This is a genomic window from Chthonomonas calidirosea T49, from assembly GCF_000427095.1.
GTDB lineage: Bacteria > Armatimonadota > Chthonomonadetes > Chthonomonadales > Chthonomonadaceae > Chthonomonas > Chthonomonas calidirosea.
Window position 1 is genome coordinate 3,116,763 of sequence record NC_021487.1, and the last position, 18,614, is coordinate 3,135,376.

The 18,614-nt window shown below is 54.8% G+C and carries 18 protein-coding genes and 2 tRNA genes; 10 read left to right on the forward strand and 10 right to left on the reverse strand.

Features of this window, described 5'->3' with window-relative positions; translation table 11 throughout:
* Window positions 1-38: 38 nt before the first annotated feature.
* The 3 genes from CCALI_RS13060 to CCALI_RS15525 form a co-directional block, all read right to left on the reverse strand.
* On the reverse strand, window positions 39-1,439 hold the full coding sequence (locus tag CCALI_RS13060; protein WP_016483945.1) for a serine hydroxymethyltransferase: 1,401 nt from the start codon (window positions 1,437-1,439) through the stop codon (window positions 39-41).
* Window positions 1,440-1,556: 117 nt separating this feature from the next.
* Window positions 1,557-1,940, reverse strand: a complete 384-nt coding sequence (locus CCALI_RS13065; protein WP_016483946.1) for a hypothetical protein — start codon at window positions 1,938-1,940, stop codon at window positions 1,557-1,559.
* A 52-nt stretch (window positions 1,941-1,992) separates the two neighbouring features.
* Window positions 1,993-2,922 (reverse strand): polysaccharide deacetylase family protein, encoded by a 930-nt coding sequence (locus CCALI_RS15525; protein ID WP_172636658.1) that lies wholly within the window; start codon window positions 2,920-2,922, stop codon window positions 1,993-1,995.
* A gap of 129 nt (window positions 2,923-3,051) precedes the next feature.
* Between CCALI_RS15525 and CCALI_RS13075 the strand changes: the two genes are divergently transcribed.
* Both CCALI_RS13075 and CCALI_RS13080 read left to right on the forward strand, forming a co-directional pair.
* On the forward strand, window positions 3,052-3,768 hold the full coding sequence (locus CCALI_RS13075) for a zinc ribbon domain-containing protein (RefSeq protein WP_016483948.1): 717 nt from the start codon (window positions 3,052-3,054) through the stop codon (window positions 3,766-3,768).
* Window positions 3,769-3,778: 10 nt separating this feature from the next.
* Window positions 3,779-4,219 carry a ribonuclease HI family protein gene (locus CCALI_RS13080; RefSeq protein ID WP_016483949.1) on the forward strand — a complete coding sequence of 147 codons (441 nt, stop codon included), beginning with the start codon at window positions 3,779-3,781 and terminating at the stop codon, window positions 4,217-4,219.
* Here CCALI_RS13080 and CCALI_RS13085 read toward each other — a convergent pair.
* The 6 genes from CCALI_RS13085 to CCALI_RS13110 all read right to left on the reverse strand — a co-directional run bounded on the left by CCALI_RS13085 (window position 4,216) and on the right by CCALI_RS13110 (window position 8,655).
* Window positions 4,216-4,548: a 2Fe-2S iron-sulfur cluster-binding protein gene (locus tag CCALI_RS13085; RefSeq protein ID WP_016483950.1), complete on the reverse strand. Its 333-nt coding sequence runs from the start codon at window positions 4,546-4,548 to the stop codon at window positions 4,216-4,218. The genes CCALI_RS13080 and CCALI_RS13085 overlap by 4 nt on opposite strands.
* 127 nt (window positions 4,549-4,675) lie before the next feature.
* Window positions 4,676-4,748: transfer RNA gene (locus tag CCALI_RS13090), tRNA-Cys, on the reverse strand.
* Window positions 4,749-4,780: 32 nt separating this feature from the next.
* A tRNA-Gly gene (locus CCALI_RS13095) sits at window positions 4,781-4,852 on the reverse strand.
* A 144-nt stretch (window positions 4,853-4,996) separates the two neighbouring features.
* Window positions 4,997-5,788 carry a hypothetical protein gene (locus CCALI_RS13100; RefSeq protein ID WP_016483951.1) on the reverse strand — a complete coding sequence of 264 codons (792 nt, stop codon included), beginning with the start codon at window positions 5,786-5,788 and terminating at the stop codon, window positions 4,997-4,999.
* A gap of 23 nt (window positions 5,789-5,811) precedes the next feature.
* A complete protein-coding gene (locus CCALI_RS13105; protein ID WP_016483952.1) occupies window positions 5,812-7,479 on the reverse strand; it encodes a hypothetical protein in 1,668 nt (555 codons plus the stop codon).
* 90 nt (window positions 7,480-7,569) lie between these two features.
* Window positions 7,570-8,655: a glycoside hydrolase family 172 protein gene (locus CCALI_RS13110; protein ID WP_016483953.1), complete on the reverse strand. Its 1,086-nt coding sequence runs from the start codon at window positions 8,653-8,655 to the stop codon at window positions 7,570-7,572.
* Between the two features lie 445 nt (window positions 8,656-9,100).
* On the opposite strand from CCALI_RS13110, the gene rplJ reads away from it, so the two are divergent.
* From rplJ to CCALI_RS13140, 6 genes are all read left to right on the forward strand, one after another.
* Window positions 9,101-9,628 (forward strand): 50S ribosomal protein L10, encoded by a 528-nt coding sequence (rplJ, locus tag CCALI_RS13115; protein WP_016483954.1) that lies wholly within the window; start codon window positions 9,101-9,103, stop codon window positions 9,626-9,628.
* Between the two features lie 47 nt (window positions 9,629-9,675).
* Window positions 9,676-10,083: a 50S ribosomal protein L7/L12 gene (gene rplL / locus CCALI_RS13120; RefSeq protein ID WP_016483955.1), complete on the forward strand. Its 408-nt coding sequence runs from the start codon at window positions 9,676-9,678 to the stop codon at window positions 10,081-10,083.
* 338 nt (window positions 10,084-10,421) lie between these two features.
* Entirely contained in the window at window positions 10,422-10,736 is a 315-nt protein-coding gene (locus tag CCALI_RS13125) for a hypothetical protein (protein ID WP_016483956.1), read from the forward strand.
* A gap of 34 nt (window positions 10,737-10,770) precedes the next feature.
* Window positions 10,771-11,475, forward strand: a complete 705-nt coding sequence (locus CCALI_RS15530; protein WP_016483957.1) for a DUF1559 family PulG-like putative transporter — start codon at window positions 10,771-10,773, stop codon at window positions 11,473-11,475.
* Between the two features lie 110 nt (window positions 11,476-11,585).
* The gene (locus CCALI_RS13135) at window positions 11,586-12,842 is read left to right on the forward strand and encodes a tetratricopeptide repeat protein (protein WP_044949269.1); all 1,257 of its coding nucleotides are present in this window, start codon (window positions 11,586-11,588) and stop codon (window positions 12,840-12,842) included.
* Window positions 12,839-14,629, forward strand: coding sequence for a CRTAC1 family protein (locus tag CCALI_RS13140; RefSeq protein WP_016483959.1), 1,791 nt, complete (start codon window positions 12,839-12,841; stop codon window positions 14,627-14,629). Before CCALI_RS13135 ends, CCALI_RS13140 begins: the two co-directional genes overlap by 4 nt.
* A 68-nt stretch (window positions 14,630-14,697) precedes the next feature.
* Here CCALI_RS13140 and CCALI_RS13145 read toward each other — a convergent pair whose 3' ends face one another.
* Window positions 14,698-15,453, reverse strand: coding sequence for a ThuA domain-containing protein (locus CCALI_RS13145; protein ID WP_016483960.1), 756 nt, complete (start codon window positions 15,451-15,453; stop codon window positions 14,698-14,700).
* Between the two features lie 316 nt (window positions 15,454-15,769).
* On the opposite strand from CCALI_RS13145, the gene CCALI_RS15535 reads away from it, so the two are divergent.
* On the forward strand, window positions 15,770-16,735 hold the full coding sequence (locus tag CCALI_RS15535) for a DeoR/GlpR family DNA-binding transcription regulator (protein WP_016483961.1): 966 nt from the start codon (window positions 15,770-15,772) through the stop codon (window positions 16,733-16,735).
* An 8-nt stretch (window positions 16,736-16,743) separates the two neighbouring features.
* Window positions 16,744-18,585 carry a glutamine--fructose-6-phosphate transaminase (isomerizing) gene (gene glmS / locus CCALI_RS13155; RefSeq protein ID WP_016483962.1) on the forward strand — a complete coding sequence of 614 codons (1,842 nt, stop codon included), beginning with the start codon at window positions 16,744-16,746 and terminating at the stop codon, window positions 18,583-18,585.
* Window positions 18,586-18,614 lie beyond the last annotated feature (29 nt).

Consider the following 18,614-nt stretch of genomic DNA (forward strand, 5'->3'; position numbering starts at 1 on the left):
GTATCCCTTCCGCGTTAAATTTTTCATGGCCTCTACGATTATATCTCGATCCCTGGCACGGGGAACTTTCCGCTAGTACAGAGAGCTCGCACCTCTTCCCGAATCTCCCGTAGCTTGATCTCGTCGAATCGGTACTCTCCTCCCACTTTCGTGCAGGCAGCGGCCACGCGGTCCATCCAGTCCGCGATCTGCACCATCTGCTCCTCTTTGAACCCACGGGTGGTAACGGCAGGGGTGCCGATGCGAAGGCCGGAAGGGGAGAAGGGCTTGCGCGGGTCGTTTGGAACCGAGTTAAAGTTGGTCTCAATTCCCGCCATATAGAGCGCTTTGGCAAAGGGTTTGCCAGGAATTTTGCGAGAGCGCATAACATCTATGAGAATGAGGTGGTTGTCTGTACCGCCTGTTACCAGTACAAAGCCTCTATCCAACAGGGCTTGTGCGAGCGCCTTAGCGTTTTTTACGATCTGGTGTGCGTAGGCACGGAATTCCTCGGTAGCCGCCTCCGCAAAGCAGACGGCGAGGGCCGCCATAGTGTTTCCATGGGGGCCTCCTTGGAGACCAGGAAAGACCGCTTTATCTATGCGATCGGGTAGGCGTTGTGATGGATCATCTTTCATCGGCTCATCTTTACACAAAATGAAACCGCCTCGCGGCCCGCGAATGGCTTTGTGCGAGGTAGAGGTAACCACGTGCGCATAGGGAACAGGGTCTGGGTGTACACCGCCGATAATGAGCCCGTTAATGTGGGCGATGTCGGCAACAAGATAGGCATCCACTTCGTCGGCAATTGCGCGGAATCGCGCGAAGTCCCAATAACGCGGATAGGCGGTACCGCCTGCAAAGATCACTTTGGGACGCACACGCTTCGCAATGGCAAGTATCTCTTCGTAGTCCAGCATTCCCGTTTCGGGGTCCATGCCCGTAACGCCCTGCTCTTCGTTGTACCCGTAGAAATGTGAGCGATAGAGCATCCCGCTGAAGTTTACATTCCAACCGTGGGTAAGATGGCCGCCACTCGGAAGGTGCATGCCAAGCACGCTGTCGCCGGGGTGCATGAGAGCGAGATAGGCTGCCTGATTGGCTGGTGAGCCGCTGAGCGGCTGTACATTGGCGTGATCCGCCTTAAAAAGCTGCTTTAGACGTTGGCGCGCCAACTCCTCCACCGCATCTATAATCTCATTGCCTTCGTAATAGCGCTTCCCTGGATAGCCCTCCGAATATTTGTTGCAAAAAGGGGTAGCCATCGCCTGCATAACGGCAGCCGATGTGTAGTTTTCTGAGGGAATCAGTCGCACGATCTCGGTTTGACGTTGTACTTCGCGCTGGATGAGGTCGTAAAGCACAGGATCGATGGCACGGATCGCTTCAAAGGCAGATGCCGTTGTCATTGGAGGGTTTTCGGGCGCCAAGGAACGCTCAGAGGTTTCTGCAGGCAACATTCAGAACTCCCTTTCCAAAACAAAATAATGACAAAGAGCCAAACCGGCTTTTGTCCATTTTATTCTACCTAGTAGAAACGATAAACGCAAACCTCTACGCCCAACTCTCCAATCGTTCTAGCGCTCGGAGGGCGTCTCGGTGCCACCGTGATGACCGGCACAAAGGAAGAGGTTAATACCCTTTTGGGTGATGAGCGACCCGGAGAAAGCCATAATCATCAGAAGAATTACACGAAACAGCAACCAGCCGAATCGCGCCGCAATAAGAGCAAGGGTCGGATCGGTTTTAGGGTTACCGGTGAAGCGTAAGTCAAGCGCTGTTGAGGCCGGCGCGGTAAAAAGGCCGTAAGCGATATAAAAGACCCATCCGAGCAGCCCAACGCCGCCCAGAAACACAAGCACTCCTAAAACGCGCCCTACAAGGCTACCACGTGCCTGTAACTTCACAGCTCGTTCTCCTGTATGCAGTGTGGCAGCCAGGTCTGCATCCCATACTTGCACAGACGTTTATCCCTCCAAATAGTTTCTCCATAAACCGAAATCTATTGCCCGCTTAATTCGACTGCGAAAGCTTGTATTCCTTCTTCATACGTACTTTTACGACACTCGGGGATACCAAATTGGTTCCACACGAGGCGACCATAGGGCCGAAGTAAGGGTCGCCCTGTTGCCGAAGAAACTGAACCGCCGCAAGACGTGGCTTGAGTGGCAAGTGTGCGATCATCTCTGAAATGGTAACAACATGGTAGCCTCTTTTGGCTAAGCCCTCTAGAATAGAGGGAAGGGCACGTGCGGTGTCAGGGTAGTCATGTAGCAGAAGAATACTGCCGTTCTCTAGGCGATCGAGCGTTCGGTGCACAATAAAGGATGCCGACTCATCGGTGACAAAGTCTTTGGCGCCCACGGTATACCCTACAACGATATAACCCATCTGTTTCGCCTCGGCGAGTACCCGATCGTTATAGTCCATTCCCGGTGGGCGTAGCAAGTAGAGATGCTGACCGGTGATACGATAGAAAGTGATGTCGGCATCGTTGATCTCGTGATGAAGTTCGAGAGGGGAGAGGCGTGGCAGACGCAGATGGGTGCTCGTATGGTTGCCGATCTCGTTGCCCTGCGCAAGCGTCTCGCGCACCAAGTTTGGATAGACTGCCATATTCTCTCCAACGTCGAAGAAAGTAGCGTGCACATGAAAGCGCTGCAGGGTAGCTAAGATAGAGGGGAGGCTTTGTGGATGAGGACCGTCGTCAAATGTGAGGGCTACCTCCGGCAGTTGATGGTTTCCGTGGAGCAGTAGATCTTGTTGAGGTAGGTAGAGGTCTTCGTTGTGCCAGCGACGCCACCAATAAAAAGGATCCAGCGTGTCTTTCCAGCTGATTGCGCGATGCTCGTTATACCATAAGGCACCTATGAGACCTGCGACGAGCAAAACACCCCCTATAAGCCAGCGCAGGAGCAATTGGTTCGTATGTCGATTTGGCACGTTGGAAGGCATAGTTCCATTATACTTGAAGCAGCTGCAGGATGTGACACCTTCTTCGTCGAATCTATGTCAGAATGATTAATATAGGAGAAAGAGGTCAAGTTTTGGAGAGGATAAAAGCACGTTAGTATGGGAATTCAAGCGGAATTGGAAGCCTTGTACCGTTTGCAGGAGATTGACAACGCGATTGCTGACCTACGTAGGGAGTATGCTCGGTTAGACCGGGGAGAGGCCGAACGCAAAGCGTATGAAGAGGCAAAGGCGGCATTTTCTACACTACAGGAGACCGTGAAGAAGTTGGAGGCTGAGCTGCGCGACGCCGAGTTGGAGTTGAAGGGGGTTGAGAGCAAACGGGCGCGTGAAGAGGCGCGGCTGAAGAGCGGTGCGGTGCGTTCTCCACGTGAACTGCAGGCTTTGGAAGCCGAAGTGGAGGCCCTAGGACGACAGAGAGCACGCCTCGATGAGAAGGTACTGATGCTGATGGAGGCTTTGGAGCAGCGACGAACCGAAGAGAAAGAGGCCCGACAAGCGCTTTCCGTCGCGGCCAAGCAGCTGCAAGCTAAAATAGATGCCTTTAACACGGCGGCGACCCAAATAAAGGCCGAGTCGCAAGAGCTTACAGAGGCACGCAAAGAGGCACTAGCGAAGGTCCCGTCTAGCCTCTTGCGCACCTACGAGCGTCTCCGGGAAACGAAAGAGGGCGTGGCAGTGGCTGCCGTTATCAACGGAACATGCACGGCCTGCCATCTTACTCTGCCAACCAACACGGTAGACCGCGCACGACGCTACGAGACCTTTGTCCATTGCGACAGTTGCGGGCGCATTCTCTATGTGCCGGAGGATTAAGGAGAGAACGGTGGGCCATAAAATATGTACAGCGTACGTGGATGGGGCGGCCAAGGGCAACCCAGGCCCAGCAGGCTTAGGAGTGGTGCTATTGGACGACAATGGCAATACGCTGCGAGAAATAGCCGAACCTCTTGGGTGCACGACGAACAACGTGGCCGAATACCACGCGCTTATTCGTGCGCTTGAGGAGGCGCGTGCGTTAGGCTGTGAGTGTATTCGCATCTTTACCGACAGTGAACTGATGGCAAGACAGGTCGAGGGCACCTATCGGATAAGGACGGCCCACCTTTGGCCGCTCTATCAGAAAGTGCAAGCGCTTATGGGGCAGTTTAAAGAGGCCACGCTAACATCGGTTCCCCGTGAGCAGAACAAAAGGGCCGATAAGCTCTCCAACATTGGGGTTAGCCAGGCAGAGTCGAACGCATCTGGCAACGCGCAAACGGTTTAAGGACGAGGACGAGGGCCAGGGCTTACTCCCTCAAGGTGCGGGGGTCTTGGCGGGATACGTATGGTGAGATCGCTCTCGACCCTAATCTGACATGAAAGCCGATAGTGTTCAATTAAACCAGGCTCTTTCATAAGGGCCGCCCGTTCCTTATCTCCCATCGGGGGCGGTGTGCCTTCAACGATCTCCACGCGGCAGGTGGTGCAGCGTGCCTGTCCACCACAACGATGCAGCATAGGAACGCCGTTATCTTCTAAGGCTAAAACCAACTTGGTGCCATTAGGTACTTCGAAACTCTTTTCATTCTCTCCGACAACGGTAATACGGGGCATCCTCTTCTCTTTTCCTTATAGACGACAATGATACAGCCGTAGGATACCTGAATTCAGGTGTGGCTGTTGCAGCGGAATAGGCACGTAGCGAATGGTTTGCGCGATGCCGAGGGGAAGAACACTAAAAAGGGGCCGACCAGAATCGAACTGGTGAATCGCGGTTTTGCAGACCGCTCCCTTAGCCACTTGGGTACGGCCCCTTGTAGAAGGCGCCGAACTGCCGACGCCCCAAAGCGGGAGACGAGACTCGAACTCGCGACATTCAGCTTGGGAAGCTGACGTTCTGCCACTGAACTACTCCCGCATTGCACCCTACATTTTACGCCGAATCGAGGCCGTCTGTCAAGTTGGTTCGGACGTCCTCGCGGAGAATCAGACGCAAAATCCGATACTGCGCTACAGGACAGCCGCCGTTCTTATCCCTCGCAGATTCCGAAGGATGTAGTGGCTACAGCGCGTGGTCAGGGCCTTCCACATCAATGTGAGCGAAGCAGCGATCGCCCTTCAGAAATTCGATGCGCCCTTTGAGATACCTCATCCGAATCGTGCCTGTATCCTCCAGCTCGATGCAGGTGCCCTCGCTCAGGCGAATAGGGTTTTGGTGTGCGTGCACCCCCACATCGAATTTCCCGCCGAGGTCTAAACCGATGGATCCAGAACCGTTTAGCCCAATGCTGCGCTCGAAAGCGCCATCTCCATGAATCTGAATGCCATATTGGGTTTTTTGAGGGCCCTTGGCTTGAATATTGAGCCCGATCGCTAAGGTTGCATCCGGCCCTTGATAGTCGTTGCTAACTTCGATATTGCATCCTATAACGACAGCACGGGAGTGGGTGAACACTTCGGAGTGCAGGCCTGTAGACCACCCCGGCCCGTATTTATGTAGGCGTGAGCAGACCACACACGCGTCGCCTTCTGTGTGGTGCGTCTCCAAGCTGGCGTAGAGCGTCCATGGATAGGAGCGTGCTCCTTTTTCCTGATGGATTAGCGAGAGCACTTCATGGGTCTCTGCACGACCGTTGTTGTTGTCGCCGCGTTCAAAAAGGATCATGGTATCGAGAGGCTGCACGGGTGGATTACCCATCCGCATGTGAGCATGAAGAGGGAGTCCAGATGCGCTCAGTGGAGGGGATGACGGCGCGTTGTTCTCTTTTTGCCAAAACCGCAAAAAGTAGGCCAGAAAGCCCCCGCCCAAAAAACGTCTGCGTGCTGCCGATACGGCAAAGCGAGGCCAAAGCATGGGTTCTTGCTCCTTAGACGAAGTTAAAAATCGCCGCCACCGAAGTCCGAGCTGCCGCTATCTCCACCAAAATCGGCCCCACCGGTATCTCCACCGAAATCCACGCCTCCGGTGTCGGCGCTGATATCAGAGCCAGATCCGAAGTCCACGCTGCCGGTATCTATGCCGCCGTTACTATTGAAGTCCACGCTGCCGGTATCCGACAGCCCCGAATCGGTGAAGGTGGTGTCGGGGAAGATCGGCTCGACCATCTGTGCCGGTGTAGCAACCTCTACGGGATCTACGAAGATCGGATAGGGAAGCGGGGCGGGTGGAGAAAGCAGGGATCCGAGAAGGAAGCCTTCAAAGAATCCATCGCTCGAGGCATATACAGGGGCGTAGGTGACGGTAGGGGCGTAGTAATCGCGATAGGGATCGTAATTCGGCGCTGCGTACCATGGCACAGCTTTCCCTCCTACCGATACCGTTCGAATTTGAGGAATAGCGCCCTGTTGAACGATGCGCACATCCTCCGCACAGGCAAGCACCTTACGACGCTTGCCATCTATAGCGATGGTGATGGGCGTTAGGTCGGAGATACGGGCCGGTCGTGAGCAGAAAAAGCAGACGGCTCTCTCTTCTGGTGGAATCTCGTCGGGAAGCTCTGGGGCCGACAGGGGAGCGGCCTTCGAGGGGGCGTTCGCCGGCGTAACCCGATAGTCGGTGCCCTCTACAGCCATGGCCACACCCGTGCCGCCCGTTGCTATGTCAATCTGTTGTCTACAGAGTTGAACCTGTTGCAGCGCCTCTTGTAAAAGCGCTTCAGCACGCCCATAGTCTTGTGGGTTTCGGGAGGTGCGTAGCAGTTGTACGGCTTGTGCATCCAGCTCGGCGGCACGTTGGCGCGCCTCTTTAGCCGCTTGAGCCGCAGCAGAGGCCGGTAGAAGATCGAGATAGTTATCAGCATAGGAGATATTCTCCACAATTTGACGGTGAAGCCTCTCTAGTCGGTATTTTATGGCGGTCTTGATACGATTGCGATTGACGGCAGAGGCGATCTGGCCGGCGATCGCCATGAAGATCACCAGCAAGGCGAAGATGCCGAAAATGGCAAAAACGATACCTGCAACGATAGGAGATGGTGAACGTCGCACGGGCATGCCGGTTTCTCCAAATACTGGCGCCTGCGAGCCTGCCGTGGTGGTTTGGGAAGAAGCGGTTGAGGTCGCTTCTGCCGTTTGAATGAGGGCCTCGACCACATCCTTAAGCCCTTGTGTGGGATCTGTTTGAAGCTCAGAGAGATGCTGCCGGAGCACATCTCGTATCTGAGTGCCCGAAAGAGCCGATGAGCTTGCGGAGATACCGTGCTTGGTTTCGATAATAAGCAGTCCACGACCCAGTTTCAACCAGGAGTGAAGGGCATGGGTATAGGCGTCGCGTGTGCCAAACGCACGGGCCTGACTTGGAAGACCGGAGATCACCGCGATCTTAACCGGCATATCGGCAGGCGCGTTATGCGCGACCTCTAAAAGCGTTCGAACATCCACGTCGGCCCGACGGGTACGCCCTACGAACACATCTTGGCGCTGCAGCGCGCGGGCGAGGGGGTCTTGTAAGAAGTTGGTAGGCTGAGACAAAGCGTTGGTTACAGCAAATAGACCCACCAACAGTAGCCCAAAGGAAAGCGTCCTCTGTTTTGGTTGCGGCCGCATAGCTTGCTCCTTTCAAAACACCACCGATCCGTTTGAGAATACGGAAAGGACAGGCCTGTGGTGTCGCGACACCTCACCCGCGCTTATAAACTAGATCACTTCTAGGCCGTCACGGTCGGGTAGAGGTGGAAACGGCGCGTGCGGTTCCCGTTGATACCACCATACGGTGGAGGAGATATCGTCTTGTAGAGGGAGATAGCGGCCCCCGCTGCGCCACCCAAGCGCTTGAATGGTGACCCGGATGTCGTTTTCAAAACGGATGGGGTCTGGAATATGCCAGCGGTACATGCCGTGGCGCTGCTGCGACTGATACATACCACCTTCTCCGGCCATGATCACCTGAGGCATGCCGAGGAAGGGTGTGGAGTAGACTCCATACTGTCCTGGTGGGTGTTCGAAGTTCCAGGCACCTCCGAAATAGTCCTCCGTGCCTGTTCCGACGATGGTGGCGAAATCGCCGTCGCCGTCCAGGTAGAACTTCATTTCACCTTCTCCCCACCAACCGTTATTGTTGACCTGCCAGGCCAAGTAGGTGCCCACGTAGTGCCCTTGTCCCTGAACGCCGTCGAGCAGGGTATGTACCTGCTTGTAGGGAAGAGGATTTGAACGGCGGAACTGGGCATGCAGATAACCCGCGTCCTCAGGTACCTCCGTGAGGGCATAGGTGATCTGGTAGTAGTAGCCATGGCAGTCTTCATCCCAGAGGTTTTCGATGCAGATGCGGGCGGATTGGCGAAACGGCATCGGCCAATAGGAGTTGAAGCCGCCCGCAGGGTTCACGACGATGGGCAGCGAGTTCACATTGCAACGTCGGCACCAACCATTACAAAAGAAGTCGCCTAGGGGTGTTTCTATGGAGGGAGTCGGTTCATCGTCCCAGTAGACACGGAAAACGAGGCGACGCCACCAGTCCGGGTGCACCGTGTTCCAAATATGTTGGATAGTGCCGGGGCCTTGGATTTCGGCAAGGGTTACCGTTGTTCGAGCGGGTAGCGTGATGCAGGGAGAGACTTTCCAGCCTTGTCCCAAGTCCCGTGCGGCGCGCGCACCGGCTCCTTCCGTGGCCATGCCCCCCTTGCCTTTTTCCCCAGTGGGATTTTCCGCGCTTATAGAGCGCGTTTTGGCTTGAGAAAGTAGAAAGATGTTGTGGAGCGCAGGTCCCCAAAAAGGTTCCATCGTAACCTCTCATTGGCAGAAAATTTCTAGCTCTATTTCGTTGAGTAAACGCTCATTTCCTGCAAAAGCTTGTACGAGTGCCTCTTTCCCTTACTTGTAGTCAGCGAAAGACCAGAGAGATAAAATCCAGACTGGCTGTAGCGCGCCCCATCGTTGAATGTTGACAGGAAGGATGGTTTCGTGCCACAATAATTTCGAAAACGAGAGTTCCTTCGCTTGCCGCAGACAGCAGGTGTTCGCCCGGGCGAACTTAAGTCTCGAAGAGAGGGCCTGCCGAGGAGAAGCCAGGAGTCAACGGAAGAGAGTTCTCGCGAGTTTCTCGCGTTAACGCGCCCGGTACTTCTCTTGCATGCGCAAGTGGAAGGCCGGGCTTTTTGCATCTGGCCGATCTTTCTGCCGCAATCGGGAACAAGGCAGCCCATAGAAAGGTTGCAGAGGAAACGTTATGCCAAACCCAGAGAAAGTACAGAAGGTTGAGGAGTTGCGCCAGCTCATTGCGCAGAGCGACGGAGCGATCCTTACGGAGTATCGGGGGCTGACGGTTGCTGAGATCACCGCTTTGCGCAAAAGACTGCGTGAAACGGGTGGCGAATACCATGTGGTGAAAAACACCCTCTTCAAGTTGGCGTTAGGTCGCGAGCAGGGTCAAAAGCTGGACCAGCTGCTCCAGGGCCCGACAGCTATTGTGTTTTCCACAAGGGATCTCGTAGCGACAGCAAAAGCCACCTCCGACTTCTTCCGTGAACTCCGCCGCCCCGGTGTGCAGATAAAGGCGGGCTGGATTGACGGGAAGGTCTATTCGGCCGAACAGGTCGCCGAGATCGCGAAGTTGCCGCCTAAAGAGCAGATCGTGGCGCAGCTCATCGGCTCCCTAAACGCGCCTGCATCGAACTTTGTGGGCACGCTCAACAACATCATCGGTGAGTTTGTACGCACCGTTCAGGCCATCGCCGATAAAAAGGCTGCGGCCTAGGAAAACATAGCAGCAGAGGAACTGCCTAAGAGAGGAGAAAAGAGAAAATGGCTGTTACCAAAGAAGAGATTATCGAAGCGATTAAGAACATGTCGGTTTTAGAGCTATCGGAGCTTTCTAAAGAGCTGCAGGAGATTTTTGGTGTCTCCGCGGCCGCACCGGTAATGGGTGTGGCCGTGGCCCCAGCTGCCGCTGCGACCGATGGCGGGGCTGCTCCTGCCGAAGAGGCTCCCACTAGCTTCGATGTGATTCTGGCGTCCTATCCTGCCGATAAGAAGATCGCGGTTATTAAGGTGGTGCGCGAAGTTACCAGCCTTGGGTTGAAAGAGGCCAAAGATCTCGTCGAGTCCGCGCCTGCCAAGATCAAAGAGGGCGTGAATCAGGACGAGGCGAAGGCACTGCAGGCCAAGTTCGAGGCCGAAGGCGCCAAGATCGAGATCAAGCCCGCCGCCTAGATGGATTCCGATGTGGAACTTCCACCCTTCTGAGAAGGGTGGAAGTTTTTTATTGATGTATCGGTTCGCTTTCAAGCACAAAGTATGCAGATAAGGCTCTATTATTCTTCATTGTCATCCTGCCGTTTTAAAGGTAAGAGACACTCTAACTGCCCATTTGAGATTAAAAAGCACCTGAAAGATCGGCATGTTGTGGAGCATTGAGTATGTCGTCGTAATTATGTTCTAAACTTGACATACCAAAGGTTTGGTGTTATAATATGTATAGGAGAGAAGGAATATGGATACCGCGTGGTGTAACTGTATTCCGAAGCTCATTCGAAAATGGAGGCTCTACAATGAAACAATCAATTAGTGGGCCTGTGGCGTTCATCATTGTCGTGGTGGTGCTTGCCCTCATCGTTGGGCTAGGATACTACTGGATGAATCGGCCACAGCCGGTCAAAGGCGCCGCAGCAAAGCTGATGGAGGCCTATCGCCAAGGACACAACCCGCGTGCCGTGGGGCCTGGCGGTCAGCCGCCCCCTGGAGTGGACATTCAATCGGCTCCTGCACCAGCCTCAAGTAGTGCAGCACAACGCATGATGCAGATGTACCGTGCGATGCATGCCGGTACCCCTAGCGGACCACCCCCGAGTGGTTCTAACCCCTAAACACAAAAAAAATCGAATGCAAAGGAGACTGCTTATGAAAAAGACCTCAGCTTTTACCCTTATTGAGCTGCTCGTAGTGATAGCTATTATCGCAATATTAGCAGCGATTCTCTTTCCCGTGTTCGCGAAAGCGCGACTTATGGCGCGTCGCACTGCCTGCTTAAGTAACCTAAAGCAGCTCGGCTTGGCCGCCCTCATGTATGTGCAAGATTGGGATGAGGAGTTCCCTGACGGCGACAACTGGCATGCTCCGGACACGACCACTGATCCCAATGCGGCCTGCGGAAACGCCATGCAGATCTACCCCTACATTAAAAACAAGCAGATGTACATCTGTCCCAACGATGCCTCTTGGGCAACCAATGGCACCAAGTCATGGCCCTATACGAGCTACGGCACTATGTTCGATTCGTGGTACGACCATGACTACTGGGACTTGCGAACGCTGTTGGATCAAACATGGCAAACAGGCCAAAACGCTTCTTTAGGTATTACCATTGCTCAATGGAACGGTTGCGGTGCTTCTGTGCGCCGTGGAGTCTCGATGGCCGCTATTCAGGAACCAACCACTAAGGCCATGATATTTGATGAGCTTGGCTACGATAGCCAGGTCTTCGATATCGCTGTGCCGCCCGGCGGGCAGCGCAACCTGGTGTTCGTGGATGGTCATGCGAAGTTCGCCCCGATGAAGGACTGGGCGCCATCGCAGTATGCTGGCACGAATGCACCAACCCATTAGTTTCAACTGGCGATCATACTTTCAGCGGCTAAGGAGAGGAGGATGCGTCCTTCTTTCCTGGCCGCTTTCGATGTAGAGAGAGGGGTTGAAGAGCTGCTCCGGTGATACGGATGAAGCTTTTGATGCATCGTCGCCAAGATCAAGGGTTAGAAGCAGCGTCCTCGCTTGGCTTCGCCAAAACGAAGCGAGGGAGAGGCTTCTTGCTCTGTTTGTGTCTCCTTGGAGGAGCTTTGGCAATAGGCTATCTTATTTGGTTCTGGATGCAGTGGCATCGTCCAGGCATGCGCTACTATGTGGCCGGTATGAAAGCGATGGCCTCTAACAAACCCTTTGTTGCGGAACGGCTCTGGTTACAAGGGGTGAAGCGTGACCCACGCTTTTATGGTTGCTATGAGCAGTTAGGCCTACTCTACGGGGAGATTTTTCGCTATCCTCAGGCCACCTACTACTTGAAGAGGGCTGCCGAACTCAATCCCAATGATGGAGAATTACAGCTCGAATTGGCCAGAGCTGCCCATCAAGAGGGGCGTATGGACATCGCAGAGGCTGCTGCGAAGCGGGCAATGGAGCTGCTGCCAAATAATCCGGAGGCTGTTGGCGGTTACGGTATGATCGAGGCTGAACTGCATAATCGAGAAAAGGCTATTTGGGCGCTAAGACGGGCCTATCACTTAAAAAAAGACCCGCGATTTCTCATCGCGTTGGTGGCAAATGAGATGGATGACCTCCAGCTTGCTCAGGCCGAAAAAGACCTTACTCCCTACCTCCAAAAGCACCAAAACGACCCGAATGCTTGCTATCTTATGGGGGTGCTCTACGAACATAAGCCGCACACGCCCTTCAACCTAAGAAAAGCGATGGCCTACGCGATCTTGGCAGGCAAAGGGATGCCCAACGACGTGCGCCCCTATACGCTTCTCGGGCGCCTGCTGGTGGAAGCAGGATTCCCTAAAAAGGCTCTCAAATTCTATCTCGCCGGGAGCACTATCTCGCCCAACGACAACGGCATCTTAAACGGGCTATTAGAGTGCTATCGTCTTTTGGGGGACCGACAGCATGAGCGAGCCGTAGCCCTTCAGTACCAGAAGGTGCTGCAGTGGCGCAACGATGTGGATCAGTTGATACATCGAATGCAGTTTAACCCACACGATGTCGCTTCAGGGCTGCAGCTTGCTCATACGGAGGAGCTGCTTGGAGATTATGCCAAAGCGTTGGAGTACTACGAGCTGATGGTAGAGCAGGATCCCACAAACAAGCGCACCCGTGCAGCATTAATAGATTACTGTAAACGCCATCACCTGACCAAGTTGGCTAAAAGGCTGGCCGATCCTAACTACGTTCCTTTGGTGAACCCTGCAGAGCTATGATAACTCGCCGAGAGCTTTTGTTAATGCTGCTAGGAGGTGCCTTAAACGCCGCGGGATGCCGTCGCCACGACCCCAAGCTGTCCGTTTTTCCCATCTCCACCGTTTACAAACCTCAGCAGATTGATAACGCGCCATTGCTTACCAACCACTCTCTTCGTTTCACCGACGTAACGGCGGCTGCCGGTCTCCACTGGTATTTCAGTAATGGTGCGACGGGACATCACTATTTCATCGAATCGACGGGAGGAGGAGTGGCCTTCCTCGATTACAATAACGATGGCCTGCTCGATATTTTTGCCGTACAGGGTGGGCCGGTGCCGGGCGCTCCGGCTTCTAAAGTCGCCTTCCCTACACGCAACGCGCTCTACAGAAATAACGGAGACGGCACGTTCACCGATGTAACCGCCGGATCGGGCCTCGACGTCTATACGGGCTATGGGCAGGGGGTGTCGGTGGCCGACTACGATAACGACGGTTGGCCCGATATCTATATCACGGCCTATGGTGGCAATCGTCTCTTTCGTAACAACAGAAACGGCACCTTTACCGACGTTACCGAGCGTGCCGGCTTGGCAGATACCGCAGGGCCGGAGTGGCCTTGGCCCCTCTCAAGTGCCTGGGGCGACTACGATAACGATGGCTATCTTGATCTCTTTGTGTGTCACTACGCACATTGGTCGCTTGCGCTTGATCGCCCCTGTCCCTTGCGCGGCGAACCCTCTTACTGTCGTCCTCAGGTCTACACCCCTAATTTCTGCCGTCTCTTTCATAACAACGGAGATGGCACCTTTACCGATGTTACCTCAAAGTCGGGCATCGCAAAGGCGCTTGGCAAAGCGATGAGCGCGCTTTGGTTCGACTACGATGAGGATGGCTGGCTCGATCTTTTTGTGACCAACGATACCATGCCCAATTTCCTCTTTCACAATAATCACGACGGTACTTTTACCGATAAGGCCCTACAAGCGGGGGTTGCCGTAGGTCCGGACGGGCAGGCGCTTTCAGGCATGGGCATTGCCGCTGGCGACTTCTTCGACGATGGCCGCGATAGCCTTATCGTGGTCAACTTTTCGGGCGAGCCAAAGTCGGTCTACCATAATGTGGGTGACGGGCTATTTGATGACAGCACCTATCAGTCGGGCATGATGAGCACCAATCTGCAGTTTCTTGGGTTTGGTTTGGAGAGTTTGGACTACGACCTCGATGGGCATCTCGATATCGTGGTGGGCAACGGGCATGTGCTTGATCATATCGAGATTTTGGGGTCTGGGGCGAGCTATGCTCAAAGTCAGCAGCTGTTTCATAACGCGGGGCGTGGTCAGTTTTCCGAAGACCTCCGATCGTTGGGCGACCTAGCTAAACCACGAGTAACTCGCGGTCTTGCCGTGGGCGATTACGACAACGATGGCGACCCCGATGTCGTCATGGTAGCTCAAAACGGTCCGCTACAACTGTTCCGCAACGATGGAGGCAACCAGAATAACTGGATCACCTTTCGTTTGGAGGGAGTGCATTGTAATAGAGATGCTATTGGCGCGAAGCTCGTTGTTCACACCCGCTATGGCAAGCAGACGCGCTGGGTGCACGGGGGCGGGAGCTATGTGTCGCACAGCGACACACGCCTCAACTTTGGGTTAGCCGATGCAGTGGAGATAGAGGGCGGGGAGATTCTTTGGCCACGAGGGGGACGTCAAACTTTTGGGCCTCTGAAGGCCAATGCCTTCTATTGGATTAGAGAAGGAGAGAAACCACGTTTAGACCCTCGAGTCCATCGGCAGGGGAGCTGAGGTAGAGCATGAGATGCAAAGTTTGGGAAGGCGAGGGGGCATGGTGCCATCCCTCGCCGTTTGATTTACTAGACGCGACGCGCACACCAAAGCACGGCATTATAGATGATCCGACGCACGGTAGGATGGAAATAGGTAGGAAAGGTTTCGTGACCAGGCCGGAAATAGAACACTCGGCCAGCCCCTTCACCTTCGTTCTCTCCACCCCCGCGGCCGGAGGTAAACCCTTCCTTTTTGCCAACTCCTACCGTCCAACACAAGCCGGAGGGAAAGTACTCGCCCCCCAAAGGAAAGTAGGATTGGAAGACCACACAAAGCGGGGGCGGCACATCGAAGGGAGCACCGTACATCTCTTCCTGAGGCAATATAAAATCCTCTACACCTTTGGCAATAGGGTGTTTTGGGGCGCAGACTCGAATCTCTTCGGTGTCGGGTGGGTCGGCTTCACGCCAGCCTCCTTTTAGGTGGCCTGGGCAGGCGAGAACGGCTTGGAAAGGTTTTGAGTAGTGGGCTGAATGCAGGGCGATGAAGCCCATTCCCCGCTGATGCACATGGTCGTAGATGCGCATCATGGTTTCGTCAGTAACCTCACGATGGCGGGCGTGGCCCCACCATATAAGCACATCGGTCTCTTGAAGGGCCTGTTCGCTGCAGCCCTGCTCTGGGCCATCGAGATTAGACGGAAATGCGAGGATACTTCCTTCCCCAAGTTCATTAAGCGCCTCTACAATGGCTCCATTGATGCTGTTGGGGTACACCTTTTTAGGGGCATGAGGGGGATTCTCGTCCCAGACCATTACACGCAGTGGTGTCGAACTGTTCATATCTATCCATACTCCTCCAAGGGCGCCGCTCTCCTTCGGCGCTTTTCACAATAAGTATACACGAGTTTTGACCGGCTTTTAATGGATATGGCGAAAAAGCAATCTTGGCGCCATACCAATTTGCGAAGATTGAGGGGTAAGAAGAGCTTGAATGGGAAAGAGAGGCGCTAGAACGGCGTTTTAGCTCGTCACTGTTCGATTCGATATGTCTCTAATAAGAAGTGATCATGTCGAAAACGCTAGATATTTCCGTCATTTTGATGTTATAATATGTCTAAATCTCCCCATGAAGGGAGTTTCAAAGGAGAGAACCATCATGGCCGAAAACGCGGATGCGCGGAGAATGCGCTTGTTAAAGGTTTTAGAGGAGAGTGAAGAACACCTCCATCTTGAAGACCTTGCGGCCCTCATGCGTTGCGACTCGCGCACAATTCGCAGAGACTTAGACTATCTACAGCAGCTGCTAAGCCGTGTTCGAGGGTTAGAGGTGCGACGTGGGCGAGTCATGGTGGCACGTTCGCCCTACAGCCCAGGCTACTTTACCGATCAACTGGATCGCAATCTCGAAGCAAAACAGGCCATCGCTCGTGCCATTGTTCGTTCGCTTCCCGATGAGATGGCCATTGCGCTCACCGCCGGCAGTACCACCTACGCTGTGGCCTGCGAGATTCGGCGTTCTGTTGTGGAAGGGCGACCTCCGCATAATCTTATTGTCTTTACGAACAGCGTGCCCTCGCTGCTGGAACTTGTGGCCGCAGGGGTGGCCACTGGAGTGCTTGGCGAAATCTACGATCCGGACGACTGCGCCTTTCACGCGCCTGAGTTCCGCAGTACCTTTCAGCCTGGTATCGCCATTGTGGGCGCAAGCGGTGTCCTGTTTGGGCCTGCGGCGCCGTTGGGTGGGCTTGATCTCTTCTCCCATCGCGCCGAAGAGGCCGCGTTTCTCAAACAGTTGCTGCAGGGCGTGCCGGAGATTCTGATCGCGGCCGACAGCCATAAGCTGGGGCGGCGGCATCCCTGGAGTTTTGGAGGTACTGTGCTTCACGGCAAGGTCGTGCGTCTCTTCACCGATGCCGTAACCGCCGAGCAGGCCGAGGAGCTGCAGAAGTTGGCTGAACGCCTTGCGGAGTGCGGTACCCACTTCGAGTATATTGTGGCGCCGCCTATAGAGGCGGAGCCTACGGAAACTCCGCTTGAGGTGGAATATAGTGCCCAGGAGCGCAGAGGCCGGAATAACGGCTCAAGGCGCAAAACGTTAGAGAAATTAAAAGGTAAGGAGTAGCAAATCCCATGTGTGGAATCACCGGCTATATCGGTGCTAGAGAGGCCGTTTCCACGGCGCTAAATAATCTGAAACGCTTGGAATACCGCGGCTACGACTCGGCAGGCATCGCCTATCTCTCCTCCCAAGGACTTGAGGTGGTGCGAGCGGAGGGCCGCATCGTAAACCTTGAAAAGCTGCTGTCTCAGGTGCCAGCACAGGCATCGGCAGCCATCGCGCACACGCGTTGGGCAACACACGGGCGACCCTGTGAGACGAATGCCCACCCTCATACCGATTGCAAGAAGCGACTTGCTGTCGTGCATAACGGTATCATCGAAAACTATGTGGAGCTGCGACAGCAGCTCCTCGCACAGGGGCATGTTTTTGCCTCTGAAACCGATACCGAAACGCTGGCACACCTTATCGAGGCCAACTTACCGTCCACCACGGCCTCCCAAAAAGAGATCGCACGTGCCATTCGCGCCGCACTGAGCCGTGTAAGAGGCTCCTATGCCATTGCGGTGATCTGTACCGACACGCCCCAAGCGCTGTATGTGGCGCGACAAGACTCGCCGCTCATCATCGGCTTAGGTCACGAAGAAAAGCTGATTGCTTCCGATATAACGGCGCTTCTGCAACACACGCGCCATATGGTGCCGTTGGAAGACGGCGATTTTGCCGTCATAACTCCTCAGCGGGTGATCATCACCGATAGACAAGGGAGCGTGCAAGAGCGCGCCGTTCTCCATGTGGACTGGGATGATCAAGCCGCGGAAAAGGGCGGCTATGCCCATTTCATGTTGAAGGAGATACACGAAGGGCCACGCACCGTGCAGGACACATTAAGAGGAAGACTCGCCAAAGAGGAGCGCATTGCTTTTCCGGGCCTGTCCCTTACGCCTCAAGACCTGCAACGGTTTGAGCGGATCGCCATTGTGGGGTGCGGCACGGCCTACCATGCCGGTGCGGTGGGGAAACGGTGGCTAGAGCAGTGGCTACGTCGCCCTGTGGAGATCTCAGTGGCAAGTGAGTTCCGCTATTCCGATCCCATTGTCGGCCCCGACACCCTGGTGATCCTTATCTCTCAGTCGGGCGAGACAGCCGATACCCTGGCCGCGATGCGAGAGGCGAAGGCGCGCGGTGCCACCACACTGGCCATTGTGAACGTTATTGGCAGCACTTTGGCGCGTGAGGCGGATGCGGTGATATTAACTCAAGCGGGCCCTGAGATCGGCGTGGCCTCTACCAAAGCTTACCTGGCACAACTGGTGGTGTTGGCTCTACTAGGGCTATTTTTAGCTCAGCTTGAATCCCCTGGCGGTCTACCACCTCACCTACAAACGCTCGTGAGTGCCTTGCCGGAGATGCCTCAGCTGCTAGAGCGCTGTTTGCAGCAGGAGGAGGCCATTAAGGCGTTGGCCCGTAAGCTCGTTAGCAGCAAATCCTTCTTCTATCTGGGACGTGGGCTGGACTATGCCACGGCGCTGGAGGCGGCTCTGAAGCTGAAGGAGATATCCTATCTTCATGCGGAGGCCTATCCAGCCGGTGAGATGAAACATGGGCCTTTAGCGCTGATCGAGCCAGGCGTGGCCGTCATCGGCATCTCGACGCAGAGCCTTACCCGTGAAAAGATGGAGAGCAATCTGAAAGAGGTCAAAGCCAGGCAGGGCACCGTGGTGGTTGTAGAGCCGGAAGGCGTCGTTTCCGATGGGGCCGACGAGCGCATTGTTCTGCCTTCGGCACCAGACTACCTGATGCCGATTCTCGCCATTGCTCCGCTCCAGCTTTTGGCCTACTACATCGCCCGCGAGCGCGGATGTGATATAGACCAACCCCGTAACTTGGCCAAGAGCGTCACCGTTGAGTAGAGTGAGCTACCGGCGGGTTTCACCTAACC